The sequence below is a fragment of the Brachybacterium sp. AOP43-C2-M15 genome, from assembly GCF_052446295.1.
GTDB lineage: Bacteria > Actinomycetota > Actinomycetes > Actinomycetales > Dermabacteraceae > Brachybacterium.
Map to the genome: position 1 here is coordinate 33,833 of NZ_JBQSWB010000012.1, position 25,108 is coordinate 58,940.

Sequence of the window (25,108 nt, forward strand, 5' to 3'; positions counted from 1 at the left end):
TCAGCCGGTGTGGTCGCCCTCCCGAGCATTGAGCGCCGTGTAGTGGGCGAGCTTGTCCTCGTCGATCTCGACGCCGAGCCCCACGCCGTCCGGCACGCGCAGGCAGCCGCCCTCGAGGGGCAGCGGGTCGATGATGTCGTCGTCGTGCAGGTAGTACATCGAGTCGATGGCGCGGGAGAGCACCGGGGTGCTGGCCACGATCGCGAGGTGGGCGGCGGTGGCGATGCCCAGCTCCCCGCCGCTGTGCAGGTTCATACCCAGCCCGAACGCCTCGCAGTGCGCGGCGAGGTGCTTGGTGATCGCGATGCCGCCCCATTTGTAGACGTCACCGTGGATGACCTGCACCGCGTTCAGCCGCACGGCCGGGGCGAGATCCTCCCAGCGCACCACGCACATGTTGGTGCACAGCGGGATCCGCACCGCCTCGGCCACCCGCGCCATCTGCTCGAGGCCCTGGCAGGGGTCCTCGAGGTATTCGAGCCCCAGCGGTTCCAGGGCGTGACCGGCGCGGATCGACTCGGGCACGCTCCAGGCGGCATTGGGATCCACCCGCAGCTCCACGTCGGGCAGCCGCTCGCGCAGCGCCTGCATGATGGCGACGTCGGAGCGGGCGTCGGTGCTGCCCTTGAGCTTCACGGCGGTGAAGCCGTGCTCGGCCACGACCTGCTCGGTGGCGTCGGCGAGGGAGGCGGGGTAGTCCCGCTCGTCGCCGTCGGAGCGGGTGATGAGCGCGGTCAGCGGGATCTGCTCGCGCACCCGCCCGCCGAGCAGGTCCACCACCCCCATCCTCGCGGCCTTGCCGAGCAGGTCCCAGCAGGCCACGTCGATCGCGGCGAGGGCCGCGTAGCCGAGGTAGCCGTGGAAGAACGGCAGCATCCGATGGCGGGCGTGGAAGGCCTCGAGCGCCCGCGGATCGGTGCCGATCACGTCCTCCGCCAGCTGCCGCACCAGGCGCGCCACGGGCTCGCCCCACATCGTCTCGCCCCAGCCCACCAGGCCGTCGTCGGTCCTCATCCGCACGATGGTGCGGGTCTCGCCCTGCTTGGTCTCGAACGAGGAGGTGAACCCGGTGCGCATCGGCAGGTTCACCACGTAGACCTCGAGGTCGACGATCTTCATGGGGTCTCTCCTTCATCGGTGGGGCCCGCTGCGGAGGGCAGGGCGGTCTCGAGCATCGCGTCGATGCAGGCGTGCAGGGCGGTGGCCGCCTCGGTGAGCGCGGCCTCGCCGCGGGCGGGGTCGCCGGGGCCGGGCGGGTCGGTGACACCGCCGGTGCGGGGCCATTCGCCGTGCCGTTCGAGGTGGAGGCCCGGCACCAGCTCCTGGTCGAACAGCGGCGGCGCGCTCGGGCCGTGGCCGTCGTCGGCGACCAGCTCGGGATGGGCGGCGCTCATCAGCGCGGTCTCGAAGGCGCCGGCATGGCCGGGGGCGCCCGGGGTGGGGGCCAGCAGCTGCCAGTAGCTGCAGCTGGCGGCGAGGATCGGGTGCTCGAGCGCCGCGAGCTTCACGGCCTGGCTCATCATCTCGATGTTCCCGCCATGTCCGTTGACCACCAGGATCCGCCGGAAACCGGCTCCTGCCAGCGAGTCCAGCAGGGCGGTGAGCACGTCGAGCAGGGTGCGCGGGGGCAGGGAGAGGGCGACGGCGAACTGGTGGTGCCCGCTGAAGCCGTAGGGCAGCGTGGGGCACAGGGCGACGTCCTCACGCTCGCCCAGCGCCCGCTCCACCACGCCCTCGACCAGGAGCGCGTCGGTGCCCAGCGGCAGATGCTCCCCGTGCTGCTCGAGGGAGCCGATCGGCAGCACGGCGACGCCGCGCGGGGCGAGTGCGGCGACCTGCCGGCGGGTCAGTGCGGAGAGGCGGGGCATGGGCAGCTCCTTCGGGGCCGAGGGGGCGTCGTGCGGTCGGGTCGAGAAGATCGGTGCGGCCGACGGGACGGCGGTGCGACGTGGGACGACGGGGCCGGGCATCGCGCGGGACCTCGTGCGAGGCTTCGCGCGGGACATCGCACGGGCCGCGGCGGCGCGACTACCGTGGGGGGATGACCGGTCGAGTGCTGTCGTTCGCGCCCCCGGCATCGCGCGACGGCTCCTATCTCGCCCTCGAGCTGCTGCCCGGGCGGGTGCAGGGCGCACTGATCGATCCCGGTGGCCGCTTCCGCGCCCGGCGCGAGGCGCGCTTCGACCCCGCGGCGCCGCGGGCGGAGATCCTGGCCGAGGTGGACCGGGTCGCGACGGGACTGGCGCGCACCAGCAGACTGGGCGGCTGCGTGATCTCCGCGGGCGGGGTGCTCGACACCGCCGGGGGTCGGATGGTGCAGGTCGTGGACATGCCGAGCCTCGAGGGCTGTGCGATCGTGGCGCATCTGCGGGCGCTGGTGGACGCGCCGACGCTGCTCGAGCACCGCGCCCGTCTCCAGGTCCAGGGCGATCACTACTTCGGCGCCGGGCAGGGGGAGGAGACCTTCGCCTCCGTCGCCACCGGGGACACCCTCGGGGTGGGGATCCTGTACCAGGGGATGATCCTCGCACCCGACGGCGGGCGCAGCGGCGCGCACATGACGGTGGCCAGCGGCCAGCTCGACTGCAGCTGCGGCAAGCAGGGCTGCTGGCGCACGATCGCGACCACGGCCTGGCTGCGCGAGAGGGCCGAGGCCCTGGGCCTGCCTCCGCTGGACCTGCCCGCCTGGGAGCGGCGCGCCGCGCAGCAGACCGGTCTTGACCAGGACCCTCGTGCTGACCAGGACCCCCGTCCTGACCAGGACCCCGGTGCTGACCAGGATCCCCGGGCTGCCGCCGTGGTCGCCGAGTACGCCCGGAACATCGCGGTGGGGCTCGCGAACATCCAGCAGCTGTGCATGCCGGGACTGTTCATCCTGCACGGGGAGGCCGCGCAGGCCTCGGACGGCTTCCGCGCGACGATCCTGGAGACCCTGCGGGACCTCTCGCGCACCGGCTCCGAGACCGAGCCGCGCCTGGTGACGACCTCGCTCGGCGAGGACGACTCCACTCTGCTGGGCGGGGTCGCGCTGCTGCTTCACCACGGGCTGCCCTCGATCGGCTGAGCGGGGCCGGGGCAGGCATCCGCGCGGCGCCCTCATGCCTCTGCCGGGGCGCCGGGCCCGACGCCCCCGTCGGCGCGTGCATCGGCTCCGACCCCGGAGGCGGCGGTCGCGAACGCCGGGTTCGCGCGGCGCGGGTCCGGATGGGCGATCGAGGCCAGCAGGTGCTCGGTCACCGCCGAGGACGGCGCGGACAGCACCTGGGGGCAGGGACCGATCTCCGCGATCCGGCCCTGCGCCATCACCGCGACGCGGTCGGCGATGCCGGAGACCACGGCGAGGTCGTGGCTGACGAACAGGTAGGCCACCCCGGTGCGCTCCTGCAGCTCGCGCAGCAGGTCCAGGATCGTCGCCTGCACCGAGACGTCCAGGGCGCTGGTCGGCTCGTCGAGCACCAGCAGCCGCGGCTCGAGCGCGAGGGCGCGGGCGATCGCGATGCGCTGGCGCTGGCCGCCCGAGCACTCGTGGGGGAAGCGCCCGGCGAGGTCCGGGTCGAGATCGACCGCCTCCAGCAGACGCGCCACCTCGCGGCGGATCCCGCCGGCGCCCAGCTCGCGCCGGCGGTGCGTGACCAGCCCTTCGGCGATCACGTCCCGGATCCGCATCCGCGGGTTCATGCTCGCGTACGGGTCCTGGAAGACCATCTGCACGGTGCGGGCCTGCTGCTCGGAGGCGCGGCGGCGACCGGTGGTGAGGTCCTCGCCGAGGGTCAGCACCTGGCCCTCGGTGGGGTCGGTGAGGCCGACGACGATCCGGGCGAGGGTGGTCTTGCCGGAGCCGGACTCGCCGACCAGGGCGAGGGTCTCGCCGGCGCGGATGTCGAGGTCGACGCCCGTGAGCACCGGGATCGGGCGCCCGCGACGACGGAAGGTCTTCCCGATGCCGCGCAGGCTGATCACCGGCGCGTCCTCGGCGGCGTCCCCGGCGGCGTGCTGGGCGGCGTGCGCGCCGGAGCCCCGGCCGACGCCCGTGCTGTCTCTGCTCGTGCGGGCTCTGCTCATGCGGGCTCTCCGATCTCGAGGCGCGGCGTGGCGGCGAGGAGATGGCGGGTGTACTCGGCGCTCGGCTCCTCGAACACCTGGAGCGCCTCGCCCTGCTCGACGAGCACGCCCTCGTGCATGACGGCCACGCGGTCGGCGACCGAGGCCACCACGCCGAGGTCGTGGGTGATCAGCAGGATGCCCATCCCGGTCTCGGCCTGCAGCGTGCGCAGCAGGTCGAGGATCTCCGCCTGCGTGGTGACGTCCAGGGCGGTGGTCGGTTCGTCGGCGATCAGCAGCCGGGGCCTGCTCATGAGGGCCATGGCGAGCATGACCCGCTGCCGCAGACCGCCGGAGAGCTGGTGCGGGTACTGGGCGGCGCGCCGCTCGGGCTCCGGGACGCGGGCCTGCTCGAGAGCCTCGAGCATCCGCCGTCGGCGCTCCGTGCGGTCCCCGGTGCGGTGGATGCTCATCACCTCCATCAGCTGGCCGCCGACGGTGCGCATCGGGTTCAAGGTGGCCATCGGGTCCTGGAACACCATGGAGACGTCGCTCCCGCGCACAGCCCGCAGCCGGGCCGGCGGGAGGCGCAGCAGGTCGGTGCCGTCGAGGCGGATCTCCCCGCGGTGGTAGCGGGCCGGCGGCTCGGGATTCAGCCGCAGCACCGCCAGGGCGGTACTGGACTTGCCCGAGCCGGACTCGCCCACCAGGGCGAGGGTGCGGCCCTCCTCGAGCGCGAGGTCGATGCCGCGCACCGCGGAGACCTCGGAGCGGCGGGAGGAGAAGGAGATGTGCAGGTCGGTGATCTCGAGCAGGGGAGGAGCGGTCATGAGGTGTACGTCCTGGGATCCCACCGGTCGCGCACGGCGTCCCCGGCGATGTTGATCGACAGCACCGTCAGCAGCAGCGCGGTGCCGGGGAGCACCGCCAGCCACCACGCGGTGCCCATGTACAGCTGGCCGTCGGCGAGCATCGAGCCCCAGGTGGCGAAGGTGGCCGGGATCCCGAGGCCGAGGAAGCTCAGCGCCGCCTCGGCGAGGATGACGGTGCCCACCTGGAGGGTGAGGATGGTGGCCAGCGGTCCGGTGACGTTGGGCAGCATGTGCCGCAGCATGATGCGGTGGGCGGGCACGCCCATCACCCGGGCGGCCTCGACGAACTCGCGCGTGCGCAGGGAGATCACCTCGGAGCGCAGCACCCGGGCGTAGGAGACCCAGCCGGTGATGCCGAGCACCACGATCACCGTGGTGAGCCCCGGCCCCACGAATCCGATGACCGCCAGGGCCAGCAGCAGGGTGGGGAAGGCGAGCTGCACATCGGTCAGCCGCATCAGCACCCGGTCGGTCCAGCCGCCCGCGTAGCCGGCGACGATCCCGATCACCGAGCCGATCACGCCGGACAGCAGCGCCGCGGTGAGCCCCACGATCACCGAGATCCGGCTGCCCACCACCAGCCGGGCGAGCACGTCGCGGCCCAGCTGGTCGGTGCCGAGCAGGTGCCCGGGGGTGCCGGGCGGGGACAGGCGCCGCAGCAGGTTCTGCGCGGACGGGTCGCCCACGAGCAGCGGACCGATCAGGGCCAGCAGCACCACCAGGGCGAGGAACGCCGCGGAGGCCAGCAGCGGCAGGTCCAGGCGTCGGCGCCCGGCGCTCGCCGATGGGGTGCCGGCGCGGGCGGGGGAGAGGTCGGGAAGGGCGGTGGCGTTCATGCCTCGGTCCTCACTCTCGGGTCGATGACCGCGTAGGAGAGATCCACCAGCAGGTTCACCACCACGAAGGTCGCGGCGAACAGCACCACGGTGCCCTGGACCAGCGGGAAGTCGCGGAAGCTGATGGCGTCGATGGTCAGCCGCCCGATGCCGGGCCAGTTGAAGATCTGCTCGGTGAGGATCGCGCCGCCCAGGAGGGCGCCGAGCTCGAGGCCCAGCACGGTGATCACCGGCATCGACGCGTTGCGCAGGGAGTGGCCCAGCAGCACGCGGAGCTCGCCGGCGCCCTTGGCGCGGGCGGTACGCACATGGTCCTGCCCCATCACCTCGATGAGCGAGGAGCGCAGCAGGCGGGCGACGACGGCGACGGAGAAGATCGCCAGGGTGGTGGCGGGCAGCACCAGGTGGGCGAGGGTGCCGTAGCCCGCGGCGGGCAGGAGGCGCAGCTGCACCCCGAACAGCAGCACCAGCAGGATGCCCACCCAGAAGGCCGGGGTGGACTGTCCCACCAGCACGCCTCCCATGACGGTGCGGTCCACGGCGGTGCCGCGGCGCATCGCGGCGATCGAGCCGGCGACCAGCGCGACCACCACGGTGATCAGGAGCGCCGCGCCGGCCAGCAGAGCGGTGGCGGGGATCCGCTCGATGATCAGGGAGGTGACCGGCTCCTTGTACATCAGGGACTCTCCGAGGTCCAGGCGCAGCAGCCCGCCGAGGAAGTCGAGGTACTGCACGATCAGCGGTCGGTCCAGGCCCAGGGTGGCCTGCATCTGGGCGACCTGGTCGGGGCTCGCGTCCTCCGGGAGCAGCTGGGCGACGGGGTCGCCGGAGGCGCGCGAGAGCACGAACACGACGGTCACCGCCGCCCACATGACGGCGAGGGAGGAGAGCAGTCGGGTCAGCGCGGCGCGCAGCAGGCGGCGGCGCGGTGCGGGGCCCGGCGGGTTCGGGTCGGGCGGATTCGGGCCGGCCAGGTCCTGGGCCGACGGGGAGGCCGAGGGCGCCTCCGGGCTGGGGGAGGGCGTGCTCATCGTGCGCTCTCCATCGCGAGGGTGCCGTTGACGTTGGGCTCCCAGGTGATCTCGCCGTTGGTGGCGAAGTCGAGATCGGCCTGGTGGAGGAAGAGGAAGGGGGCCTGGTCGTGCAGCCATTGCTGCATCTCCCGCAGCGCGTCGAGGCGCACGTCGGGGTCGACGGTCTGCTCGATGGTGTCGATCAGGGCGTCGGCCTCCTCGGAGCGGATGCGGCTGCGCCGACGGTCTGAGCGGATGTAGGACTGCAGCGTCGCGCCGCCGTCGAGGGTCCAGCCCGTCGAGCCCGTGAGGTACATCGAGCCCAGCGACGTGGGGTCCTCGGACTCGAGGCGTTCGGCGAAGGTGCCGGGTTCGAGCAGCTCGAGGTCGAGGCGCACTCCCACCTCGCCGAGCATGCCGGCGAGGGCCTCGCTCAGCAGGCGGTCCAGGTTCGAGGCGGTGAAGCGCAGCTCGATGCCGTCGGGATGCCCGGCCTCGGCCAGCAGGCGGCGGGCGAGCGCCGGATCCCGTTCGGGCGGCGGGATCTCCGGGTCGTGGCCGAAGGCCTCCTGCGGCACGATGGTCGCGGCCTCGCGGCCGGAGCCGTTGAGCACCGCGTCGATGAGCAGCGGCACGTCCACCGCATGGTTCAGCGCCCGGCGCACGGTCACGTCGCGGAGGATCTCGTGCTCGGTGTCGAGCACCACGAAGAACATGCGGATCCCGGGGTGCTTGGCGAGGTCCACGCCCTTGTAGCCCTCGAGCTGGAGGGCCGCCTCGGGGTCGAGGGCGGAGACCATGTCCACCTCGTCGCTCTGGATCCCGGCCAGCGCGGAGGCGGCGTTGGGCATGGCGGTGAAGTGGAGCTCGTCGAAGGCGGGGCGGCCGTTCCAGTGGTCACGGTTCGCCTCGAGGCGCAGCAGCTGGGCCTTGCGCCAGGAGGCGAAGCGGAAGGGTCCCGTGCCCACGGGGCTCGCGGCGAACGCCTCGGCCCCCACCTCCTCGAGGTGCCCGGGCGGGAGCATCACCCCGCCGAACAGCGAGACCTTCTCGGGGATCACCGGGTCCGGGTCCGCCATGACGATGTCGGCGGTGAACTCGTCGATGATCTCGACATGGTCCACGGCGCGCAGCTCCACGATGGTGGAGCCGGTCTCGGGGTCGACGAGCCGCTCGATCGAGAACTTCACGCTCTCGGCGTCGAAGGGCTCGCCGTTGTGGAAGGTGACGTCCTCGCGCAGGTGGAAGCGCCACCGGTGCTCGTCGACCGACTCCCACGAGGTGGCCAGGCGCGGCACCAGCTCGTTGTCGACGTCTCGCATGGTGAGGGTGTCGAAGATGTTGATCAGCACGTTCATGCCCTCGAGCCCGCTCTCGAGGTGGGGGTCGAGGCCGGTGGGCTCGCTCTTCTGGGCGATGCGCAGGGCGCGGACGTCCCCGGCGCCGGTGCTGCTCCCGCACCCGGTGCCGAGGGCGAGCGCTCCGAGGGCCGTGCCGCCGGCGCCCAGTCGCAGGGCGTCACGGCGGGTGGGGAGGACTGGTGGCGTCATGCGGAAAGCTCGCTCTCACCGTCGCGGAGTGGTGCCCTTCGAAGTATGTGCCGCTGAGAAGAACGTGCGTTCTGTTCAACGGAACGATGGTGGCATACGCTAGGCCGCATGGCAGAGGACGTCAACACCCCCGCGGGCCCTCCGGAGAACAGCTCCGCGCGGTCCGTCGCGGACAAGGTCATGGCCCTGGTGCAGGCGCTCGGCACCTCTCGCGAGCCCTTGCGACTGGCGACGTTGGCCGAGGTCAGCGGCACCAGCAAGGCGACCGCGAGGCGGTTGCTGCTGGACCTGTGCACGCAGGGCTACGCGCACTCGCCCGGTCGCGGTCTCTACCTGCCCGGCCCGCGGCTGCAGGGCCTGGCGGCCTCGGTGGTGCGCCAGGACCCGCTGGGAGGCGTGATCGCGGAGACCCTCTCGACGCTGGCCCGCGCGACCGGCCACGTCGCGCTCCGACTCGGGGTGGCGGGTGGCCGCGCCGTGGTGCTCGCGCTCGAGAACCCGCAGCGCCTGCCGATCCCGCTGCAGGTCGGGGACGAGCTGCCGGCCCATGCGCGGTGGGGCGCGGGGAGCGGGACCTCGGGCGCCATGCCGCCCGACGTCGGCCCCCGCGACCTCGTCGAGGAGTACCCGACCGCCTCGAGCTGGATGCTCTCCGCCCCGGCCGACGCGGACGGCACCTCCTACCTCGCCCTGGTGGGCCTCGCCTTCCTCCGGCCGCAGGACGACACCGCCGCCCAGCTGCTGCGCGCGCACGCCCGCGCCCTCGGCGGGGCCGGCGAGGACGTGCACGATGTCGGTTGAGCCGACGGATCCCGCCTCCGCCGTGCAGGAGCTGCTGTCCTCGGCGCGCGAGGAGGGACGCTTCAGCGCCGCCGCCTGGGCCGTCGGCTCCTCCGCCGGGACGCGGGCCCACGGTGTCGTCGGCACCCCCGCGCACGACGACGAGCAGCCGATCGACGAGGACGCCCTGTTCGACCTCGCCTCGGTGACCAAGCCGATCGTGGCGCTGGCCCTGCTGCGTCTCGTGGACCGCGGCGCGCTGCACCTCGGGACGCAGGTGGGGGAGGTGCTCCCGGACTGGCCGGACACTCCGCTGGCCCGCACCGATCTGCGCTCCCTGCTCACCCACACCTCGGGCGCGCCGGGCCCCACGCCGCTGTGGCGCGAGCACCGGGATCGGGATGCGCTGCTGCGCGCCCTCGCCCGGCTCGAGCTCGACCCGCCGGGCCGCTGGTGCTACTCCTCGATGGGCTTCATCACCCTCGGCCTGGTCGCCGAGCGCGCCGCCGGCGTGCCGCTGGACCGCCTGGTGTCCCGCGAGGTCACCGGCCCGCTCGGCATGCACCGGACCACCTACGGCCCCGTGGACCCGCGCCGCGCCGTCGCCACCGAGGACTGCCCCTGGCGCGGCGTCGTGGTGCGCGGGCAGGTGCACGACGAGAACGCCGTGGTGCTCGGCGAGGCGGCCGGGCACGCCGGACTGTTCGGCACCGCCGGGGACCTCGGCCGGCTCGGCACCGCCCTGCTGCGCCGCGAGCTGCTGAGCCCCGAGCTCGACCGGGCGATGCGCGGCGCGGAGGACGGCCGCCCGCTCGGCTGGTGGCCCCGCGAGCAGTGCAGCTACCTGGGCGGCGAATACGGCGCCGACGCCTTCGGGCACACCGGCTTCACCGGCACCAGCCTGGTGCTCGACCCCTCGGCCGACCGGTGGGCGGTGCTGCTGACCAACCGCGTGCACCCCACCCGCGAGAGCGAGGGCTTCGGCGCGGTGCGCGAGGCCTTCCATCGCGAGGTCGCCGGCCCGGGATGGCCTCCGCCCCCGGTATGAGCCCACCGGCGCGGAACCCGCCCCGGGGAGGACGATCCCGGCCCGGTCCGTGGGCCACGATGACGCCATGACCTCCTCCCTGCCTGCCCTCGCGTCGGTGCCGTCGTCGGCCTGCTCATCGTCCTCCTCGTCGGCCTCTTCGTCGGCCCCGACCTCCGTTCCCGCCCCGGCGGCCGCCCCGTCCCCGGCACCGCCCGCCGGTCCGTCGGCCCGCCCCCGCCTGCTCGGCCTCGACGTGATCCGCGGCGTCGCCCTGGCCGGGATCCTGTTCGCGAACGTCGCCACCATCGTGGGCGTGCTCGTGCCCTGGACCGACGGGCAGCCCCCGCTCACCCACGTGCTCCAGCAGCTGCTCGTCCAGCAGCGCTTCTTCCCGATCTTCTCGCTGCTGTTCGGGATCGGTTTCGGGATGCTGCTGGCCTCGGCCGAGGCCCGCGCCGCCCGCCCCCGTGCGGTGCTGCTGCGCCGCCTGCTCACCCTGGGCGTGCTGGGCGCGCTCCACCAGCTGCTGCAGCCGGGGGAGGCGCTGCTCCCCTATGCGATCGCGGGGATCGTGGTGCTCCTGCCGGCCTCCTTCGTGCCCGCCCGTCGGCGCCCGGTGATCGCCGGCATCGCCGGAGCGCTGCTCACCGTCGTCGGCGCGCTGGGCGGCGGGTTCGCCCTGATCCCGGGCCTGTTCCTGCTGGGCCTCGCCGCGGCGGAGGCGGGCCTGCCCCGCCGGTTCGAGGACTCGCCGCGGCCCGGCCTGCTGCTCGCCGGGATCGCGGGGATCGGCGCGGTGCCCGTCGTGCTCCTGCAGCTGATGAACCCGCTCACGTCCGGGTTCGACCTCGTGAGCACCCTCGCCGGTCTGCTCAGCGGACTGTGCCTGGTGGGGGTGCTCTCCGCCCTGCTGCACACCCCCGTGCGCGCCTCCCTCGAGGCCGTGTTCGCGCCGCTGGGCCGGATGGCGCTGACCAACTACGTGGGGGCGAGCGTGCTCGGCGTGCTCATGACCTGGCCGCTGCTCGCCCCGATGGCCTCGCTGCGCGGGGTGGACCCGGTGATGATCGGGCAGGGGGAGATGCTCGCGATCTGGGGCGGCTGCGCCGTGCTGCTGGTGCTGCAGGCGCTGGCCTCGCGGTGGTGGCTGGCCCGACGCGGACAGGAACCGCACCTCCCGCGACTCCCGGTACTGTGCACATCAGCCGGACGCCGTCGCCCGGCCTCCGCGCCGGCGGCGCCGCGCGGAGATCCTCGACCTGTTGGGACGTCACCTTGGAACACATCACCGTGGCCGGTCACCCCGAGCCCATCCCCGCCTCGCCCGTCGCCGTCTCCCTGCTCCAGCAGCGTCTCGAGGTCGTCCGCGAGAAGCGCGGCGAGGAGGCCGCCGACGCGCTCGAGGTGCTGGTCGGCAAGCGGATCGGCACCCTGCTGGCCGACGGCATGCCCAGCGTCGACCTGGCGACCATGCGCTCGGTGGTCGACTTCGTGGAGACCCCCGAGGAGGAGGACAGCGCCTCGGGACTGGGCCGTGCGCTGCGCGGGGTCAAGGAGAAGCTCGAGCAGCGCGGCGGGCCGCGCTGAGGGTCCTCCCGAGCGGGACGAACCCGGCCGGCGGCGGGATCCTGCACCGCGCCGACCGAGCCGGCGCACCTCACCCGTCGGCTCACCCGTCGGCTCACCCGTCGGCGTCGAGCCCCACCCCGAACCTGACCGCCGGATCCGCCACGGCCACCGCGAGCGTCGTGTCGGACTGCCCGTAGTAGGCGAACCACCGCCCGCGGAACTTCACCAGTCCCTCGACGAAGGTGACGTTGGAGACCAGACCGTGGGTGTCCTCGTAGGTCTGGGGCCGCAGCCAGGGCTCCTGCAGTCGGGCGAGCACCTTGGTGGGCTCCGCGGGGTCGATGACGATCTGCCCGCAACGGTAGTCGACGTCCACGGTGCCGTCCGCGTGCACCTCACGGGTGGCGCCGTTGGTGAGCATCACCAGCAGCCCGGTGTCGGTGAGCACGGGCGAGGTGCCGATCTCCACGAGCGCCTCGTCGAAGGAGCCCGGGGTCGGGGAGTACATCGGCTCCTCGTCGCTCGTGCCCGGGACCCAGTGGAGGAGGTCCTCACTGGTGGCCCAGTAGATGCCGCCCTCCCCGAAGTACATCCACCACACCCCGTCGATCCGCCGGGGGACGATCACCCCGGCCTTGGACCAGTTGTGGCCGCGGGGATCCATGGTCCTGAAAGTGTCGAAGTCCTCGAACAGCGGGCCGTGCTTGGTCCAGGTGCGCAGGTCCGTGGAGGTGGCCAGGCACAGCTGCGCCATCCTCCGGTCCCAGCCGGTGTAGGTGAGGTAGTAGGTGCCCTCGATGAACGCGATCCGAGGGTCCTCGCAGCCGTAGCGCTCGTAGTCGTGCTCGGGGGAGAGGATCGGGGCGTCCTCGCGCTCGAAGTGGTAGCCGTCCTCGCTCACCGCGATCCCGATGTGGGAGACGATGTCCTCCGCATGGGCCCGGTAGAGCAGCACCACACGGTCGTCCACCACGAGTGCGGCGGGGTTGTAGAGGTTCGCGGACTCCCACGAGTCGCCCTTGGGGCGCAGGATCGGGTTGTTCTCGTAGGGGACGAAGGGGCCGAGCGGGAACGTGGCTCCGCCGAACAGGGACACGGTGGACATGCTTCTCCTGGTGAGAGGGGTATCTGGGGGATTGATCAACGTGCGGGATCGGTGCTCCGCGGTCAGGGCTCAGCCCTTGACCCCGGAGCTGATGTCGGAGGCGCGGAAGTAGCGCTGGAAGAACACGAACAGCAGCACGACGGGGAACGCGAGGGTCGCGGCCCCGGCGAGGATCGCCCCGTTGGGGTTCGAGGCGGTGCGCGAGACGTTCGAGATGTAGTTCGCCAGCGACACCGCCAGCGGCTGCAGCTCCGCGTTCTTCGTGATGAGGAACGGCCACAGGAACTCGTTCCAGGGGCCGATGAAGGTGATCAGGGCGACCGTGGCGATCGCCGGCTTCACCAGCGGCACCGCGATCGAGAACATGATCCGCAGCTCGGAGGCCCCGTCGATGCGGGCGGCCTCGAACAGGGACTCCGGCAGCGAGAGGAAGAACTGCCGGAAGATGAACACCGCAGTGGTGTTGATCAGGAACGGCAGGATCATCCCCAGGTACGAGTCGCCGAGCCCGAAGGTTCGCGTGACCTGCACGTACAGAGGGATCATCAGCAGCTGGAAGGGGATCGCCTGCACGCCCAGCATGATCGCGAACAGGGCGCCGCGGCCGCGCCACTGCAGGCGCGAGAGCGAGTACCCGGCCATCAGCCCGAACGTCAGGGTGCCGGCGAGCACGCCGAGGGTGAAGATCAGCGAGTTCAGCAGCGACCGGAGCAGGTCCAGGCGGGAGTTGATGTCGGTGAAGTTCTGCAGCGTCCAGCCGCCGGTGGGGAACAGGTCGGTGGGGGAGCTGGTGGGGCTCTCCTGGAACGCGCCGACGGCCATGAACCAGAACGGGAAGACGAAGGCGAGCGCGAAGACGGTCAGGACCGCGTAGAGCATCACGCCGCTGCGCCGCGTCCCGCCCTGGTGCGCAGGGCGCGCGCCGCGGGTGCTGTCCGCCGTCGCCGAGGCGCCCGAGTTGTCGGTCGTGCCTGTCGTGTCGGTCATGTCAGTCCTCCCGTCCGGTGCGGGCGGCGACGGCCGAGAGCAGGCCGATGCCGATCACCAGCATCACGCCGATCGCCGAGGCGACGTCGGGGTTCGTCTGCTGGATGCCCTTCTGGTAGATGAGCAGCACCGGGGTGGCCGAGGCGCCGTCGGGCCCGCCTCCGTTGGTGAGCAGGTACGGCTCGGTGAACAGGTTCGCTCCGGTGATGATCGCGAGGATCAGCACCAGGGCGGTCACGCTGCGCACCCCGGGCACGGTGACGTTGCGGAAGCGTCCGATCGCGCCCGCCCCGTCCATCGACGCCGATTCGTACAGCTCCTTGGGGATGCCCTGCAGCGCGGCGAGGTAGAGCAGGATGTAGAACCCCAGCTGCTTCCACGTCACGTACAGCGCGATCGACGGCATCGCGAGCGAGCTGTTGACCAGCCACGAGGGATCCGGGGCCAGGGGGCCGAGGATCGTGTTGACCAGGCCGCCGGAGGAGAACAGCAGCATCCATACCCCGATGAGCGACACGCTCGCGGTGACGTACGGGATGTAGAACGCGACCCGGTACACCGAGGCGAAGCGCACGATCCGGTTCAGCGCCGAGGCGAGCACCAGGGAGAGGATCGCGGTGAGCGGCACGTTGATCACCAGGAACACCGCGATGTTCACGAAGGACTGCTGGACCTGCGGATCGGTGACGGCGCTGACGTAGTTGTCCAGGCCCACGAAGGGGTGCTCCACCACCGCGGTGGGGGCGGTGAAGAAGTAGTCGCGGAACGAGATCCACACCGCCTGGATCAGCGGCCACGCCATCACGACGATCAGGAACAGCACGTAGGGGAGCACCAGCAGCATTCCCAGCGGCTGGCGCCCGAGGGCGCCGCCGAGCGGGAGCCGGGATCGCCGGCTCCGCTCGGGGGCGTCGTGGGTGGTGGCGGTCATGGTCAGCCCTGCACGAGCTGGTCGATCTCGTCGGCCGCCGCCTGCAGTGCGCCCTCGACGGGCTCCTTGCCGAAGATGACCGCGGCCGAGTACTCGTCACGGAACGTCTGCCACACCTCGATGGAGTTCGGCACGTTGGGGACGTCGACCACGCGCTCCGCCTGCGCGGCGAACACCTCGTAGTCGGGGTTCTGCTCGAAGTAGTCGGGAAAGGCGTCGAGCAGTCCTGCGCGCAGGGGCATCTGGCCGGTCGCCTCGAGGAAGGCGCCGTCCTGGTCCTGCGAAGTGGCGAACTTCAGCACGTCCCAGGCGGTGGCCTGGTTCTGGGAGGTGGTGAACATGGAGACGTTCTTCGAATCGGCGAAGGTCTTCACGGCCGCGGCGTCGGAGCCCTCGGCGGTGGGCACCGGCATGAAGCCGACGGGGAAGGCGTCCTTGTAGGAGCTGATCGCCCAGGGGCCGGCGGCCTGCATCGCGGTGTCCGCCGTCGCCATCGCGTCGTCGGTCGCCGCCTCCTTCGGGGCCAGGCCCTCGGAGTAGATGGTCGCCCAGAGCTCGGCGACGGCCAGGCCGTCGTCGGTCGCGAAGGTGGAGGCGCCCTCCTCGACCAGCTGCATGCCGTCGGTCTGCGCGATGTACAGCGGGTAGAAGTCGAACCAGGGCTGGAAGAACTCGTTCGTGGGAGAGGGCCAGATCGCGGCCGGCGCCGCGCCGGACTCCACGATCTTGCGGCAGCCCTCGAGGAAGGACTCGTGGCTGGACATGTCCGGGTTCTCCGGGTCGATCCCGGCCTCCTCGAACAGTTCCTTGTTGAACATGATCATCACGGGGTTCGACTTCCAGGGAAGCAGGTAGTACTTGCCCTCGTCATCGGCGTAGCCCTGGGCGACCTCGGCCCCGGAGCGCTCCTCGATGTAGCTCGCGCCGTCCTCGAAGGTGGTGAGGTCCACCAGGCCGCCCTGCTGGACCCAGCCCGGGGCGGCGGCGGTGGAGATGTTGAAGACGAGGTCCGGGGTGGTGCCGGCGGTGATCGCCGCGGTGATCGCCTCCTCGGAGCTCTGGCCGGCGGGGATCTCCTGGGCAGTGATCTCCTCGTCGGGGTGCTCGGCGTTCCAGGCCTCGACCATGGCCTCGCCCCAGGCGACCTCCTGCTCGTTGTTGGACAGCCAGATGGTGATCGGACCGCGGGAGCCGGTCGCCTCGCCGGCGTCGTCACCCCCTCCGCAGGCGGTCAGAGCGGTCGCGGCGAGAGGCGTGGCGAGGGCGCCCGCGGTGAAGGTGCGTCGGGAGATGTTCATCGGTGAACTCCTTGGGGTGCTGGGGTGCTGGGGTGCTGAGGTGTGGGGGTGTGGGGCGGTGCAGGTGGGCGGTGCGGGTCAGGCAGGCGGCGGGGCGATGCTGCCGCGGCGGACGACCACCGTGTGGTCGGCCAGGACGTCGGTGACGGGCTCGTCCGCGAGGACGGAGAGGAGGCTGCGCACGGCGAGCTCGCCGCGCTGCCGAGCGCCGGTGGCGACGGTGGTCAGTCCGGGGGAGAGGTGGGCGGAGAGCTCGGAGTCGTCGTACCCGGTGATCGAGAGGTCCTCGGGCACGCGCACCCCGCGGCTGCGGGCGAGGGAGAGCCCGGCGATCGCCATCATGTCGTTCGCGTAGACGATCCCGGTGGGCGGCTCGGCCAGCTCCAGGAGCTGGGCGGTCGCATCCCGACCGGCCGAAGCGGTGAAGTCCCCCTCGATGACCAGGGAGTGGTCGAGGCCGTGTGTGCGCATGGCGTCGGCGAAGGTCTCGCGGCGCACCCGCCCGTGCACATAGCGCGAGGGGCCGGCGACGTGGGCGATCCGGGTGTGCCCGGCATCGGCCAGCAGCGCGACGAGCTCCCGGATCGCAGGGGCGTCGTCGGAGTAGACGGTGGGCAGCCCGGCGGTCTCCTGCGGATCCGGGGCCTGCGCGCTGAGCACCACGGCGGGCAGGCCCAGGCCACGGACCAGCTCGAAGCGGGCATCGTGCTGCTGGACGTCCAGCAGCACCACCCCGTCGGCCCGCCCGGAGGCGAGGCGCTCGTAGACCAGGCGCTCGGCCTCCTCCGTGGTGACGGCGTGGAGCATGAGGCCCATGTCGTGCTCGGCGAGCACCCGTTCGCAGCCGGCGATGAACTTCGCGAAGAAGGCGTCGGTGGCCAGGACCTCGGGGTCGCGCGCGACGACCAGGCCGATCGCGCCGGTGCGGGAGGTGGCCAGCGCCCGGGCACGGTGGCTCGCGGTCCAGTGCAGCTCCTCGGCGGCGGCGAAGATCCGCCGGCGGGTCTCCTCCGAGACGGGACGCTTGCCGGAGTAGGCGAGGGACACGGTGCCCTTGGTGACGCCGGCGCGGGCGGCGACGTCACCGATGGTGGCCTTGCGGGGTGCGGTCAACGCGGCACCTCCTCGAGGAGCGGGGGACGGACGGGCACAGGACGAGCAGGACCGGCAACGTCGAGGGGCACGTGAGGTGCGAGTGGGTCACGACGGTGCACCCGCTATTGCGCAAACCGGTTTGATACGACACGATCAAACCGGTTTGTCCGGCGCATGTCAAGTCCCCGGCCGTGAGTCGCGGGCGGACAGCGCACCGATCCTCGCCGTGGAGGCATCCTCGTGATCACCCGACGCACTCTCCTTCGATCCACCGCCCTGGCCGCAGCCGCCGCCCCGGTCGCTCCTGCGCTCGCCGCACCGTCGGCGCCGCCGCAGGAGCATCGGCTCACGAACCTCTCCCACCTGCGCTTCCTGCTCGAGGAGGTGCCGCTGCCGGAGGTCGACGGGCACAGCGCTCCCGGCGCCGGGCCGGGCCTCGCGCCCTGGACATACGCCGACCACGAGGCGGACGGCAGCTTCACCCGGGTGGGCGGCGGCGACCTGGATCCCGAGACCGGCCACTGGACCCAGGGCGCCTACAACGCCGACGACATCTCCCGCTGCGCCATCGTGTTCCTGCGCGCCCATGCCGCCTTCGGCGATGCCGAGGATCTCGAGACCGCCCGCGACCTGCTCCGCACCCTCGCCTACCTGCAGGTCGACTCGGGAGAGCTCGCCGGCAATGTGGTGCTGTGGATGCAGGCCGACGGCACCCTGACCCGCAGCGCGATCCCCATCGAACTGCCCGATCCCTCGGACTCCGACGAGTCCTACTGGCTCGCCCGCACCGTCTGGGCCTATGGCGAGGGCATCGGCGCCTTCGACGGCGTGGACCCGGAGTTCACCGCCTTCCTGATGCGCCGCCTCCACCTCTCGCTCGACGCCCTGGAGCGCGCCTCCCTGGGCAGGTACGGGCAGTGGGAGAGCGCCGACGGGGTGCGCGTGCCCGGCTGGCTGATCTCCGGCGGCGCGGACGCGACCGGAGAGGCCGTGCTGGGCCTTGCCGCCGCCCTGCAGGCCCGCCCGGACGACGCCCGGGTCGCGGAGGCGCTGGGCAGGTACGCCGAAGGCATCGAGGCGATGGCCTCCGGCGGCGTGGGGGAGTGGCCCTTCGGCGCGGTCCTGCCGTGGACCGGCTCGCAGAGCTTCTGGCACGCCTGGGGCGGGCTGGCCCCGGCGGCGCTCGCCGCCGCCTCCGCCGAGACCGGCCGCGGCCCGGACGCGGCGATCGACGATGTCGGAGTGTTCACCCCGCAGCTGCTCACCGCCGGCGGACCGCACAACGCCTGGTCCCCCGTGCCCGGCGAATCCCAGATCGCCTACGGCGTGCAGTGCCGCATGGAGTCCCTGCTGCGCACCGCCGATGCCACCGGCGGCCCGGGCCTTCATGAACTGGCCGCCCTGGCCGCCGGGTGGTTCTTCGGTGCCAACCCCGCGGGAGAGGCGGCGTACGACCCCGCGACCGGCGCCACCGTGGACGGCATCGAGCCCGACGGCACCGTCAACCGCAACTCCGGGGCCGAGTCCACGATCCACGGACTGCTCGCCACCCTCGTGCTCGACGAGGACAGGGCGCTGCTGCGCACCGCCCGGACCCTCACCGCGACCTCGGTGACGCGCGGGATGCTGTGGCTGCCCGCCGAGGGGGCCGAACTCGCCGGCGGTTCCGCGGTGGTCACGCCGGAGAGCGCCTGGACGGGCGAGTCGAACTGGCACGGCGACCACGTGCTCGCCGACGAGGGCGGCACCGTCCGCTTCGCGCTCGCGGAGGACGCCCTCGCGGCGGTCGCCGCCGGCGGCGCGACCGCGCACCCGGTGTTCCGCCGCCTCGCCGAAGAGGCGGGCACCGTGACCTGGAGCGCGATCGACGCCGACGGGAGCCGCACGCACCTGGGCATCCTCGAGCTCGGCGGCGCCGGGGGCCCGGGCCTCACCGAATGGGACGGGGTGCTGAAGCCCGTGCCGCTCGAGGTGCCGATCCCCGCCGGGACCGTCGCGATCGAGGCGGTCGCGGACGGGCGCCTGGAGCTGGATGAGCTGATGCTGCTGCCGGCGGTGACCACCGCGGTGTTCCCCGCGACCCGGGGCCGGGACGTGACGCTGCACGTGGCGTCGATGGAGGCTGAGCTCGACGTGACCCGGGGCGCGGCGGGCAGCGCGTACCGGGCCGACGGAACGAGGACGGGACCGGTGACGCCCGGACGCCGTCGGGTGCGCGCGGGCGAGGTGGCGATCACCCGGGGGTGAGGGAGCTCGGGGCGAGCGGCCCGGTGCCCGCTCGTCGCGCGGGCGCCGTGGGTGCCGGGGCCCCTGGACCCATGGACCACGGCGGCCTCGCGGTGCAAGACTTCCCCTGAGCCCCACGACTCCACCGTCGCCCGGGTGATCTCTCCGAGGGGAGGCACTGCCGATGTCGATACCCGAGACCATGCACGCCGTGCAGCTGCGCGGCCACGGCGGACTGGACCAGCTGGTCCACGTCGAGGACGCCCCCACCCCGATCCCCGCCCCGGGCGAGGTGCTCGTCGACGTGCACGCCTGCGGCATGAACAACACCGACATCTGGGTGCGCGAGGGCGCCTACGGCAGCGACACCGACCCCGGTGCCGTCTCCAGCTGGCGTCGTGGCCGCCCCACCCTCACCTTCCCCCGTATCCAGGGCGCCGACATCGTCGGCCGCATCGTCGCCGTCGGTCCGGGCGTCGCGGGGGAGCGGGTCGGCCAGCGGGTGATGGTCGACTTCAGCCTGTACAACCGTCCCGAGGGGGACGAGTCCCTGGCCGACATCGACTACATCGGTCACGGCCGCGACGGCGGCTATGCCGAGTACGTCGCGGTCCCCGCGCAGAACGCCCACGAGATCACCGCCGACATCCCCGACGCCGGCCTGGCGACCTTCTGCTGCGCCTATCTCACCGCGGAGCAGATGCTCGACCGCGCCCGCCTCGGGCCCCGGGAGCGGATCCTGATCACCGGAGCCTCCGGCGGAGTCGGCTCGGCGCTGGTCCAGCTGGCCCGGGTGCGCGGAGCGATCCCCTATGCCGTCACCAGCGCCGGCAAGGAGGAGGCGCTGCTCTCGATCGGCGCCGAGGCCGTGGTGCTGCGCGGCGGCGGTGACCTCGTCGCCGAGGTCGAGGCGGCGGTGGACGGCCCCATCGACGTGGTGGCCGATCTGGTGGCCGGGGAGATGTTCAACGACCTGCTGCGAATCCTGCGTCCCGAGGGCCGGTACACCACCGCCGGCGCCATCGGCGGCCCCGTGGTCCAGCTGGACCTGCGCACCGTGTACCTCAAGCACCTCGAGCTGCACGGCTCCTCCCAGGGCACCCGCACCGCCTTCCGCCGCCTGGTCACCTACGTCGAGGAGGGCAGGATCCGGCCGCTGCTGGACCGCACCTTCCGCCTCTCCCAGCTCCGTGAGGCGCAGCGCGCCTTCCTCGACAAGCAGTACGTCGGCAAGCTGGTGGTGGTCCCGGACCGGCACTGGGCGCAGATCGGGGCGCCCCATGCGCCGTGAACGCAGCCTGGAGCTGATCGACACCCAGTCCGGCGGGGACGTGAGCCGCGTGGTCACCGAGGGCATCACCGCACTGCCCGGCCGCAGCGTGCTCGAGAAGGCCCGCTACCTGCAGACCGAGGGGGACGGGCTGCGCCGGCTGCTGCTGTCCGAGCCCTACGGGGACCCCGCCATGTCGGTGGACCTGATCGTGGAGCCCGAGCACGCCGAGGCGCAGGCCGGGTACATCATCATGGAGGCGATGGGCTACCCCATGTACTCGGGGTCCAACACCATCTGCGTCGCCACCGCCCTGCTCGAGACCGGGATGATCGCGATGGTCGAGGGGGAGCAGAAGGTCGTGCTGGAGTCCCCGGCGGGACTGGCCCGGATCACCGCCCGCAACGCCGACGGACGCGTCGAGTCGATCACCACGCAGGGCGAGCCGGCCTATGTCGCCGAGCGCGGTCTGTCGATCGAGGTCCCCGAGCACGGCCGGGTGGCGTTCGACCTGGTGTGGAGCGGTGCCTACTACGCGATGATCCGCGCCGCCGACCACGGCTTCGAGCTCACCGCCGAGGAGCAGATCGCGCTGGCCGCTTTCGGCGACGCCTTCGTGCGCGCGGCCCGCCCGGGACTGCGCCAGGAGCACCCCTCCCTCGGAGACGTGGGCCCGCTGCCCTTCGTGCACTTCATGGGCAGGGTGCGCACCCTGGAGGACGGCACCGTCGAGTCCCGCTCGGCGACCTATGTCCACCCCGGCGTGATCTGCCGCAGCCCGACGGGCACCGGCACCTCGGCCCGACTCGCCCTCATGGCCGGCCGCGGCGAGGCCGAGCCCGGGTTCACGCTGGAGACGATCTCCCCGCGCGGCAACCGCTTCGTCGGCACCCTGCTGGGGGAGACAGCCGTGGGCGACTTCCCGGCCTGGAACAGCACCACGACCGGCTCCGCCCGGCTGATGGCGCGGTCACGGGTGACGGTGGATCTCGACGATCCGCTGGTGGAGGTGGAAGGGCTGGAAGATCTGCTGCAGGAGTGAGGACGCGGCGCGAGGCGCGGGCCCCGCGGTGGTGCCGTCACCGGGCCACGTACCGAGGCCGAGGGGCACCGTCCCGTGCACCGATCGTGTCGAGCGTCGAGCGTCGGTCGGCGGCCGAATCCGACGGGCCGGACGTGAGGCGAGCTGGCAGCTGTGCCATCTCTCGTCGCCATCGGCCTGCGCTCGTCGTGCCGGCCCGGCCGTACAGGACGACCGACGGCTTCGCCGTCCCGTGGCGTCATGCTCGGCTCAGGCTCGACGCCCGAGCCTGGCGCCGTCCAGGACCTCCGTCGCCGCCGACAGCGCCGCTGCCTCGAGCCGCTCGGCGCTGCCGGGGGCGAACGGGCCGGGCATCTCGTAGTACCGGTGGGCGTCGGTGACCTCGTAGCCGCCCGGAGTGTACTCCTCGCGCGGTGGGAAGTAGCCGGGCACACCGTCGCAATAGCCGAGGGCGAGCACGGTGCCGGGGACGATCCCAGCCCGCTTCCCGAGCTGTTCCTCCAGGCTCGTCGCGGTGCGCAGGAACGGTTCTCCGGGCAGCGTGAGCAGCAGCAGGTCGCCGCAGCGGACCGCGCCGACGCGACCGCTCCAAGTGGGTGCGGGCGGCGGGCCGGCGAGTCGTCGATCCGCCCATCCGATCCATGCCTCCAGCAGCATCCGTGCCCCCGGAGGCGCGTCGTCGAGCTCGGCACGCCATACCGATCGCTGTGCGGCGACCTCCTCGCGACCCGCGACGGCGAGGTCGAGCTGCACCGTGACGACGGCGCAGACCACCGAGTCCGCCTCGATGTCCCGAGTCTCGGCCGCGAGTGCGCTGCGGGCGAGCGAGCGGCCGACACGCCGTGCGGTGGCAGGCGTGCGGGCGTCGCTTCCCGGAGCGTAGGAGGACTCGGCCGCATGGCCGGAGTTCACCTCTCCCGCGCAACCCGTGACGAAGACGGTGGCAGTGCCGTCCACGTCGAGCGCTTCACGCAGGTGGGCCGGATAGTCGCCGGAGATCTCGCGGTGCGCGGCATCGATGACGACCGGATGACAGGGGAAGTGAACCAGTCGGGCATGTGCACGACCGTCGCTGTCGCGGGCGGTCAGAAGAGTGATCGGCGGATCGATCTCCCGGCCCGCGCGGCGATCCCAGGCGACGCCCGTGCCGTACCCCTGGGCGAGTTCGAGCCGCGAGGGGACCGCCGCGGCACAGGCGCGGTGGGCGGCCTCGGTCGCCGCCGTCACGAGAGCCGCCTCGATCACGGGCAGGTCCGGGCCGAGCCGCCCACGAGCGCAGCAGGGGCCGGAGTGCGTGTGCGTCGCGGCCAGGATGCATTCGACCACACGGCCCTGTGCCTCCGCGAGCACGATCGCTCGCACCTCCCGGCAGGTCTGCTCGTGCAGGGCGCAGACGTCGGCGGCGATGAGCACCACCCCGCCCAGCGCGATGGCGAGCACCGAGGGGCGTTCGAGCACTCCCGTCGAGGGTCCGGTGCGCGCGGCATACCCCGCCATGGGCGTGCCGACCGGAACGTCCACGGTCTCTCCGGCGACTCCGACGGGGATCATCGGCTCACAGCCATTTCACCCGATCTCGGAATCGGTCCTGGAACCGTTCGTTCGCATCGTCGCCCCCGGGAGCGTTCCCGCTGCGCCACATCGGGATCTCGCCGCCGTCCACTGCGAGGAGCTCGATCACCGAGAGCATCAGCCAGTTCAGGGTGAACGCGTTCGCGAAGGTCGACACGGCCGCGGTGCGTTCCGGCACCCCGGGGACGTCCATGATCGCGTCTCCGATCGGCACCTTCGTGTCGATGTGCTGGTCCACGACATCGTGGAGGTCCGCCCGCGAAGGGTGACGGGCGGGATGATCCGCCGCGGTGCCCCGCGCGTGCTCGCGCGAGGAGACGCCGATCGTGTGCACGCCGCGCTCCCGGGCGCGCAGTGCCGCGTCGATCACCGCCGTGTTGATCCCGTAGGCGTTCACCAGCAGCAGCATGTCCTGTTCTCCCAGACGCAGATCGTCGACCACGAGACGCCCGTAACCGGGCGTGCGCTCCATCGCCATCGACCGCAGAGCGCCGCCGGACAGCAGCGTGCCTTCGTCCAGGATCGCGCTGACGTGCATCAGCCCGCCTGCGCGGAAGAAGACCTCCTGGCTGGCGAGGTTCGAGTGCCCTCCGGGGCCGTAGACGTGCACGAGCCGATCGGCGCGGATCTGCGCGGCGACGTCCCCGGCGGCGGCGTCGACAGCGGACTGCTCCTCCTCCAGGATCCTGCGCTGCAGCGCGGTGATCCTGTCGAGGTACTCGCGTCCATTCTCAGCAGACATCGCCGTCCATACCTCTCGGTGGTGAGAGTGACGACACTGACATGCAAACGATTGCAGTGCAAGGAGTCGCGTTGCGCCGGGTCGGCGCGGGGCAGGAGCTGTGCACGCTGGTCGAGGAGCTGTCGGGACTCCGGTTCTCGCCGGTCGGCGGCGCTCTCACCTCCCGCGCAGGACCGGCTGTCGGGCACCACCGCCTCGAGGGAGTCGAGACGAGCAGCGCGCATCTGCCGCGGCCACCTCCCCGCGCCCGCCACCCCACGCCCCGCGCCACTCGCCCGCCACCCCGCGGCCGGCGCTCGTGGCCCGCGGTCCCGCACGCGAAGGCAGCTCACGGCTGGTCCGTCACGAGGTCATCCCGCCGACGTCACCGCGCTGGCGTCACCTCGTCGGTGCTGCGTCCGGTCAGTCGTCCAGCTCGAGGTCGAAGTCGTCCAGGACATCGAGGATGTGCGCCGTCATTCGGACTTCGAGATCGCGAGGGCTCTCCCGGAGGAGGGTGGTGACCTCGCGGTGGCGAGCGACGGCGACGTTCTGCCGTGCCCTCTCGACCCCCGCGAACATGATCGACATCCGCACGACGCCGGAGATCTGCTCCCAGGTCTTGAGCAGCTGCTCGTTCCCGGAGGCCCTGCACAGGGTGCGGTGGAACTCGACGTCGGCCTCCAGCCGCACGTGGAGCGACTCGTCCTCGGCCGCGCTCATCGCTTCCAGCGCCTTCTCGAGTGAACGGAGGGCGCTGTCCTTCGCCGGGGCGGGGAGCTCGGCGATGGTGCGGGCGGCGAGGGACTCGAGGGCTGCGCGGACCCGGAACGTATCGCGGATCATCCGCGCGTCCAGCGAGCGCACGTGGAGCCTGCCGCGACCGTCCGTCACGGCGAGGCCTTCCTGCTGGAGCTGACGCAGAGCCTCGCGAAGGGTGCCCCGGCTGATGCCGAGATCGCTCGCGAGACGTACCTCTGCGAGGTGCGCTCCAGGGCTCAGGGAGCCCATGACGATGGCCTCGCGCAATGCCACGAGCGCCTGCTCCCGAAGGTTCTGGGTCTGGAGTGAGGGGAGCGAGGCTGTTGACGTCATCTGCGTATTGAATCGCGGCAGCGCACTTCTGGCAACTGTTGACAGTCGAACAGTAGGACCCGTAGTGTCCTCCGC

At 72.4% G+C, this 25,108-nt stretch carries 23 protein-coding genes and 1 pseudogene; 8 read left to right on the forward strand and 16 right to left on the reverse strand.

All coding sequences use genetic code 11. The annotated features are described in order from the left end of the window. On the reverse strand, window positions 1-1,119 hold the full coding sequence (locus ACT3SP_RS13840; protein WP_444587886.1) for a mandelate racemase/muconate lactonizing enzyme family protein: 1,119 nt from the start codon (window positions 1,117-1,119) through the stop codon (window positions 1-3). Beyond that, window positions 1,116-1,868 (reverse strand): creatininase family protein, encoded by a 753-nt coding sequence (locus ACT3SP_RS13845; RefSeq protein WP_444587887.1) that lies wholly within the window; start codon window positions 1,866-1,868, stop codon window positions 1,116-1,118. The genes ACT3SP_RS13840 and ACT3SP_RS13845 overlap by 4 nt, the downstream gene beginning before the upstream one ends. A gap of 173 nt (window positions 1,869-2,041) precedes the next feature. Between ACT3SP_RS13845 and ACT3SP_RS13850 the strand changes: the two genes are divergently transcribed. Next, window positions 2,042-3,064 (forward strand): ROK family protein, encoded by a 1,023-nt coding sequence (locus ACT3SP_RS13850; RefSeq protein WP_444587888.1) that lies wholly within the window; start codon window positions 2,042-2,044, stop codon window positions 3,062-3,064. 32 nt (window positions 3,065-3,096) lie between these two features. Here ACT3SP_RS13850 and ACT3SP_RS13855 read toward each other — a convergent pair whose 3' ends face one another. From ACT3SP_RS13855 to ACT3SP_RS13875, 5 genes are read right to left on the reverse strand one after another with little or no spacing between them, the layout of a single operon-like run. After that, entirely contained in the window at window positions 3,097-4,062 is a 966-nt protein-coding gene (locus tag ACT3SP_RS13855) for an ABC transporter ATP-binding protein (RefSeq protein ID WP_444587889.1), read from the reverse strand. Then, window positions 4,059-4,871: an ATP-binding cassette domain-containing protein gene (locus tag ACT3SP_RS13860; RefSeq protein ID WP_444587890.1), complete on the reverse strand. Its 813-nt coding sequence runs from the start codon at window positions 4,869-4,871 to the stop codon at window positions 4,059-4,061. Before ACT3SP_RS13860 ends, ACT3SP_RS13855 begins: the two co-directional genes overlap by 4 nt. After that, window positions 4,868-5,749: an ABC transporter permease gene (locus tag ACT3SP_RS13865; RefSeq protein WP_444587891.1), complete on the reverse strand. Its 882-nt coding sequence runs from the start codon at window positions 5,747-5,749 to the stop codon at window positions 4,868-4,870. The genes ACT3SP_RS13860 and ACT3SP_RS13865 overlap by 4 nt, the downstream gene beginning before the upstream one ends. Continuing rightward, window positions 5,746-6,780, reverse strand: coding sequence for an ABC transporter permease (locus tag ACT3SP_RS13870; RefSeq protein ID WP_444587892.1), 1,035 nt, complete (start codon window positions 6,778-6,780; stop codon window positions 5,746-5,748). Before ACT3SP_RS13870 ends, ACT3SP_RS13865 begins: the two co-directional genes overlap by 4 nt. Continuing rightward, entirely contained in the window at window positions 6,777-8,312 is a 1,536-nt protein-coding gene (locus tag ACT3SP_RS13875) for an ABC transporter substrate-binding protein (RefSeq protein ID WP_444587893.1), read from the reverse strand. The genes ACT3SP_RS13870 and ACT3SP_RS13875 overlap by 4 nt, the downstream gene beginning before the upstream one ends. Window positions 8,313-8,420: 108 nt before the next feature. Between ACT3SP_RS13875 and ACT3SP_RS13880 the strand changes: the two genes are divergently transcribed. Next, window positions 8,421-9,113, forward strand: a complete 693-nt coding sequence (locus ACT3SP_RS13880) for a helix-turn-helix domain-containing protein (RefSeq protein WP_444587894.1) — start codon at window positions 8,421-8,423, stop codon at window positions 9,111-9,113. Beyond that, window positions 9,103-10,140, forward strand: coding sequence for a serine hydrolase domain-containing protein (locus tag ACT3SP_RS13885; protein ID WP_444587895.1), 1,038 nt, complete (start codon window positions 9,103-9,105; stop codon window positions 10,138-10,140). Before ACT3SP_RS13880 ends, ACT3SP_RS13885 begins: the two co-directional genes overlap by 11 nt. A 115-nt stretch (window positions 10,141-10,255) precedes the next feature. Here ACT3SP_RS13885 and ACT3SP_RS13890 read toward each other — a convergent pair whose 3' ends face one another. Next, window positions 10,256-11,038: a hypothetical protein gene (locus ACT3SP_RS13890; protein ID WP_444587896.1), complete on the reverse strand. Its 783-nt coding sequence runs from the start codon at window positions 11,036-11,038 to the stop codon at window positions 10,256-10,258. On the opposite strand from ACT3SP_RS13890, the pseudogene ACT3SP_RS13895 reads away from it, so the two are divergent. Together ACT3SP_RS13895 and ACT3SP_RS13900 are read left to right on the forward strand one after the other, a co-directional pair. Beyond that, a pseudogene (locus ACT3SP_RS13895) lies at window positions 10,943-11,227 on the forward strand (DUF418 domain-containing protein); the annotation flags it as partial. The gene ACT3SP_RS13890 and the pseudogene ACT3SP_RS13895 sit on opposite strands and share 96 nt — an antisense overlap. Before the next feature lie 170 nt (window positions 11,228-11,397). Continuing rightward, entirely contained in the window at window positions 11,398-11,709 is a 312-nt protein-coding gene (locus ACT3SP_RS13900; RefSeq protein ID WP_444587897.1) for a hypothetical protein, read from the forward strand. Window positions 11,710-11,803: 94 nt separating this feature from the next. On the opposite strand, the gene ACT3SP_RS13905 is transcribed toward ACT3SP_RS13900, so the two are convergent. The 5 genes from ACT3SP_RS13905 to ACT3SP_RS13925 form a co-directional block, all read right to left on the reverse strand. Then, complete coding sequence (locus ACT3SP_RS13905; protein WP_444587898.1) at window positions 11,804-12,796, reverse strand: glycoside hydrolase family 130 protein; 993 nt, start codon at window positions 12,794-12,796, stop codon at window positions 11,804-11,806. Window positions 12,797-12,865: 69 nt separating this feature from the next. Then, window positions 12,866-13,675 (reverse strand): carbohydrate ABC transporter permease, encoded by an 810-nt coding sequence (locus tag ACT3SP_RS13910; protein ID WP_444587977.1) that lies wholly within the window; start codon window positions 13,673-13,675, stop codon window positions 12,866-12,868. 109 nt (window positions 13,676-13,784) lie between these two features. Beyond that, window positions 13,785-14,714, reverse strand: coding sequence for a carbohydrate ABC transporter permease (locus tag ACT3SP_RS13915; RefSeq protein ID WP_444587899.1), 930 nt, complete (start codon window positions 14,712-14,714; stop codon window positions 13,785-13,787). 2 nt (window positions 14,715-14,716) lie between these two features. Continuing rightward, window positions 14,717-16,012, reverse strand: coding sequence for an extracellular solute-binding protein (locus ACT3SP_RS13920; RefSeq protein ID WP_444587900.1), 1,296 nt, complete (start codon window positions 16,010-16,012; stop codon window positions 14,717-14,719). A gap of 78 nt (window positions 16,013-16,090) precedes the next feature. Then, window positions 16,091-17,125: a LacI family DNA-binding transcriptional regulator gene (locus tag ACT3SP_RS13925; protein ID WP_444587901.1), complete on the reverse strand. Its 1,035-nt coding sequence runs from the start codon at window positions 17,123-17,125 to the stop codon at window positions 16,091-16,093. A gap of 222 nt (window positions 17,126-17,347) precedes the next feature. On the opposite strand from ACT3SP_RS13925, the gene ACT3SP_RS13930 reads away from it, so the two are divergent. The 3 genes from ACT3SP_RS13930 (at window position 17,348) to ACT3SP_RS13940 (ending at window position 21,645) form a co-directional block, all read left to right on the forward strand. Continuing rightward, entirely contained in the window at window positions 17,348-19,354 is a 2,007-nt protein-coding gene (locus tag ACT3SP_RS13930) for a hypothetical protein (protein ID WP_444587902.1), read from the forward strand. 163 nt (window positions 19,355-19,517) lie between these two features. Then, on the forward strand, window positions 19,518-20,624 hold the full coding sequence (locus ACT3SP_RS13935) for an alcohol dehydrogenase family protein (RefSeq protein ID WP_444587903.1): 1,107 nt from the start codon (window positions 19,518-19,520) through the stop codon (window positions 20,622-20,624). Further along, complete coding sequence (locus tag ACT3SP_RS13940; protein WP_444587904.1) at window positions 20,614-21,645, forward strand: proline racemase family protein; 1,032 nt, start codon at window positions 20,614-20,616, stop codon at window positions 21,643-21,645. Before ACT3SP_RS13935 ends, ACT3SP_RS13940 begins: the two co-directional genes overlap by 11 nt. A gap of 249 nt (window positions 21,646-21,894) precedes the next feature. On the opposite strand, the gene ACT3SP_RS13945 is transcribed toward ACT3SP_RS13940, so the two are convergent. From ACT3SP_RS13945 to ACT3SP_RS13955, 3 genes are all read right to left on the reverse strand, one after another. Next, window positions 21,895-23,196 (reverse strand): hypothetical protein, encoded by a 1,302-nt coding sequence (locus tag ACT3SP_RS13945; RefSeq protein WP_444587905.1) that lies wholly within the window; start codon window positions 23,194-23,196, stop codon window positions 21,895-21,897. Between the two features lie 4 nt (window positions 23,197-23,200). After that, window positions 23,201-23,959 (reverse strand): sugar isomerase domain-containing protein, encoded by a 759-nt coding sequence (locus ACT3SP_RS13950; RefSeq protein WP_444587906.1) that lies wholly within the window; start codon window positions 23,957-23,959, stop codon window positions 23,201-23,203. A gap of 402 nt (window positions 23,960-24,361) precedes the next feature. After that, entirely contained in the window at window positions 24,362-25,033 is a 672-nt protein-coding gene (locus ACT3SP_RS13955) for a GntR family transcriptional regulator (protein WP_444587907.1), read from the reverse strand. Between the last annotated feature and the right edge of the window lie 75 nt (window positions 25,034-25,108).

What these genes read in the sequence shown, in the direction of transcription:
- ACT3SP_RS13840 (WP_444587886.1), bottom strand. Translation starts at nt 1,119, where the DNA reads ATGAAGATCGTCGACCTCGAGGTCTACGTGGTGAACCTGCCGATGCGC.
- ACT3SP_RS13845 (WP_444587887.1), bottom strand. Translation starts at nt 1,868, where the DNA reads ATGCCCCGCCTCTCCGCACTGACCCGCCGGCAGGTCGCCGCACTCGCC.
- ACT3SP_RS13850 (WP_444587888.1), top strand. Translation starts at nt 2,042, where the DNA reads ATGACCGGTCGAGTGCTGTCGTTCGCGCCCCCGGCATCGCGCGACGGC.
- ACT3SP_RS13855 (WP_444587889.1), bottom strand. Translation starts at nt 4,062, where the DNA reads ATGAGCAGAGCCCGCACGAGCAGAGACAGCACGGGCGTCGGCCGGGGC.
- ACT3SP_RS13860 (WP_444587890.1), bottom strand. Translation starts at nt 4,871, where the DNA reads ATGACCGCTCCTCCCCTGCTCGAGATCACCGACCTGCACATCTCCTTC.
- ACT3SP_RS13865 (WP_444587891.1), bottom strand. Translation starts at nt 5,749, where the DNA reads ATGAACGCCACCGCCCTTCCCGACCTCTCCCCCGCCCGCGCCGGCACC.
- ACT3SP_RS13870 (WP_444587892.1), bottom strand. Translation starts at nt 6,780, where the DNA reads ATGAGCACGCCCTCCCCCAGCCCGGAGGCGCCCTCGGCCTCCCCGTCG.
- ACT3SP_RS13875 (WP_444587893.1), bottom strand. Translation starts at nt 8,312, where the DNA reads ATGACGCCACCAGTCCTCCCCACCCGCCGTGACGCCCTGCGACTGGGC.
- ACT3SP_RS13880 (WP_444587894.1), top strand. Translation starts at nt 8,421, where the DNA reads ATGGCAGAGGACGTCAACACCCCCGCGGGCCCTCCGGAGAACAGCTCC.
- ACT3SP_RS13885 (WP_444587895.1), top strand. Translation starts at nt 9,103, where the DNA reads ATGTCGGTTGAGCCGACGGATCCCGCCTCCGCCGTGCAGGAGCTGCTG.
- ACT3SP_RS13905 (WP_444587898.1), bottom strand. Translation starts at nt 12,796, where the DNA reads ATGTCCACCGTGTCCCTGTTCGGCGGAGCCACGTTCCCGCTCGGCCCC.
- ACT3SP_RS13910 (WP_444587977.1), bottom strand. Translation starts at nt 13,675, where the DNA reads ATGCTCTACGCGGTCCTGACCGTCTTCGCGCTCGCCTTCGTCTTCCCG.
- ACT3SP_RS13915 (WP_444587899.1), bottom strand. Translation starts at nt 14,714, where the DNA reads ATGACCGCCACCACCCACGACGCCCCCGAGCGGAGCCGGCGATCCCGG.
- ACT3SP_RS13920 (WP_444587900.1), bottom strand. Translation starts at nt 16,012, where the DNA reads ATGAACATCTCCCGACGCACCTTCACCGCGGGCGCCCTCGCCACGCCT.
- ACT3SP_RS13935 (WP_444587903.1), top strand. Translation starts at nt 19,518, where the DNA reads ATGTCGATACCCGAGACCATGCACGCCGTGCAGCTGCGCGGCCACGGC.
- ACT3SP_RS13940 (WP_444587904.1), top strand. Translation starts at nt 20,614, where the DNA reads ATGCGCCGTGAACGCAGCCTGGAGCTGATCGACACCCAGTCCGGCGGG.
- ACT3SP_RS13945 (WP_444587905.1), bottom strand. Translation starts at nt 23,196, where the DNA reads ATGATCCCCGTCGGAGTCGCCGGAGAGACCGTGGACGTTCCGGTCGGC.
- ACT3SP_RS13950 (WP_444587906.1), bottom strand. Translation starts at nt 23,959, where the DNA reads ATGTCTGCTGAGAATGGACGCGAGTACCTCGACAGGATCACCGCGCTG.
- ACT3SP_RS13955 (WP_444587907.1), bottom strand. Translation starts at nt 25,033, where the DNA reads ATGACGTCAACAGCCTCGCTCCCCTCACTCCAGACCCAGAACCTTCGG.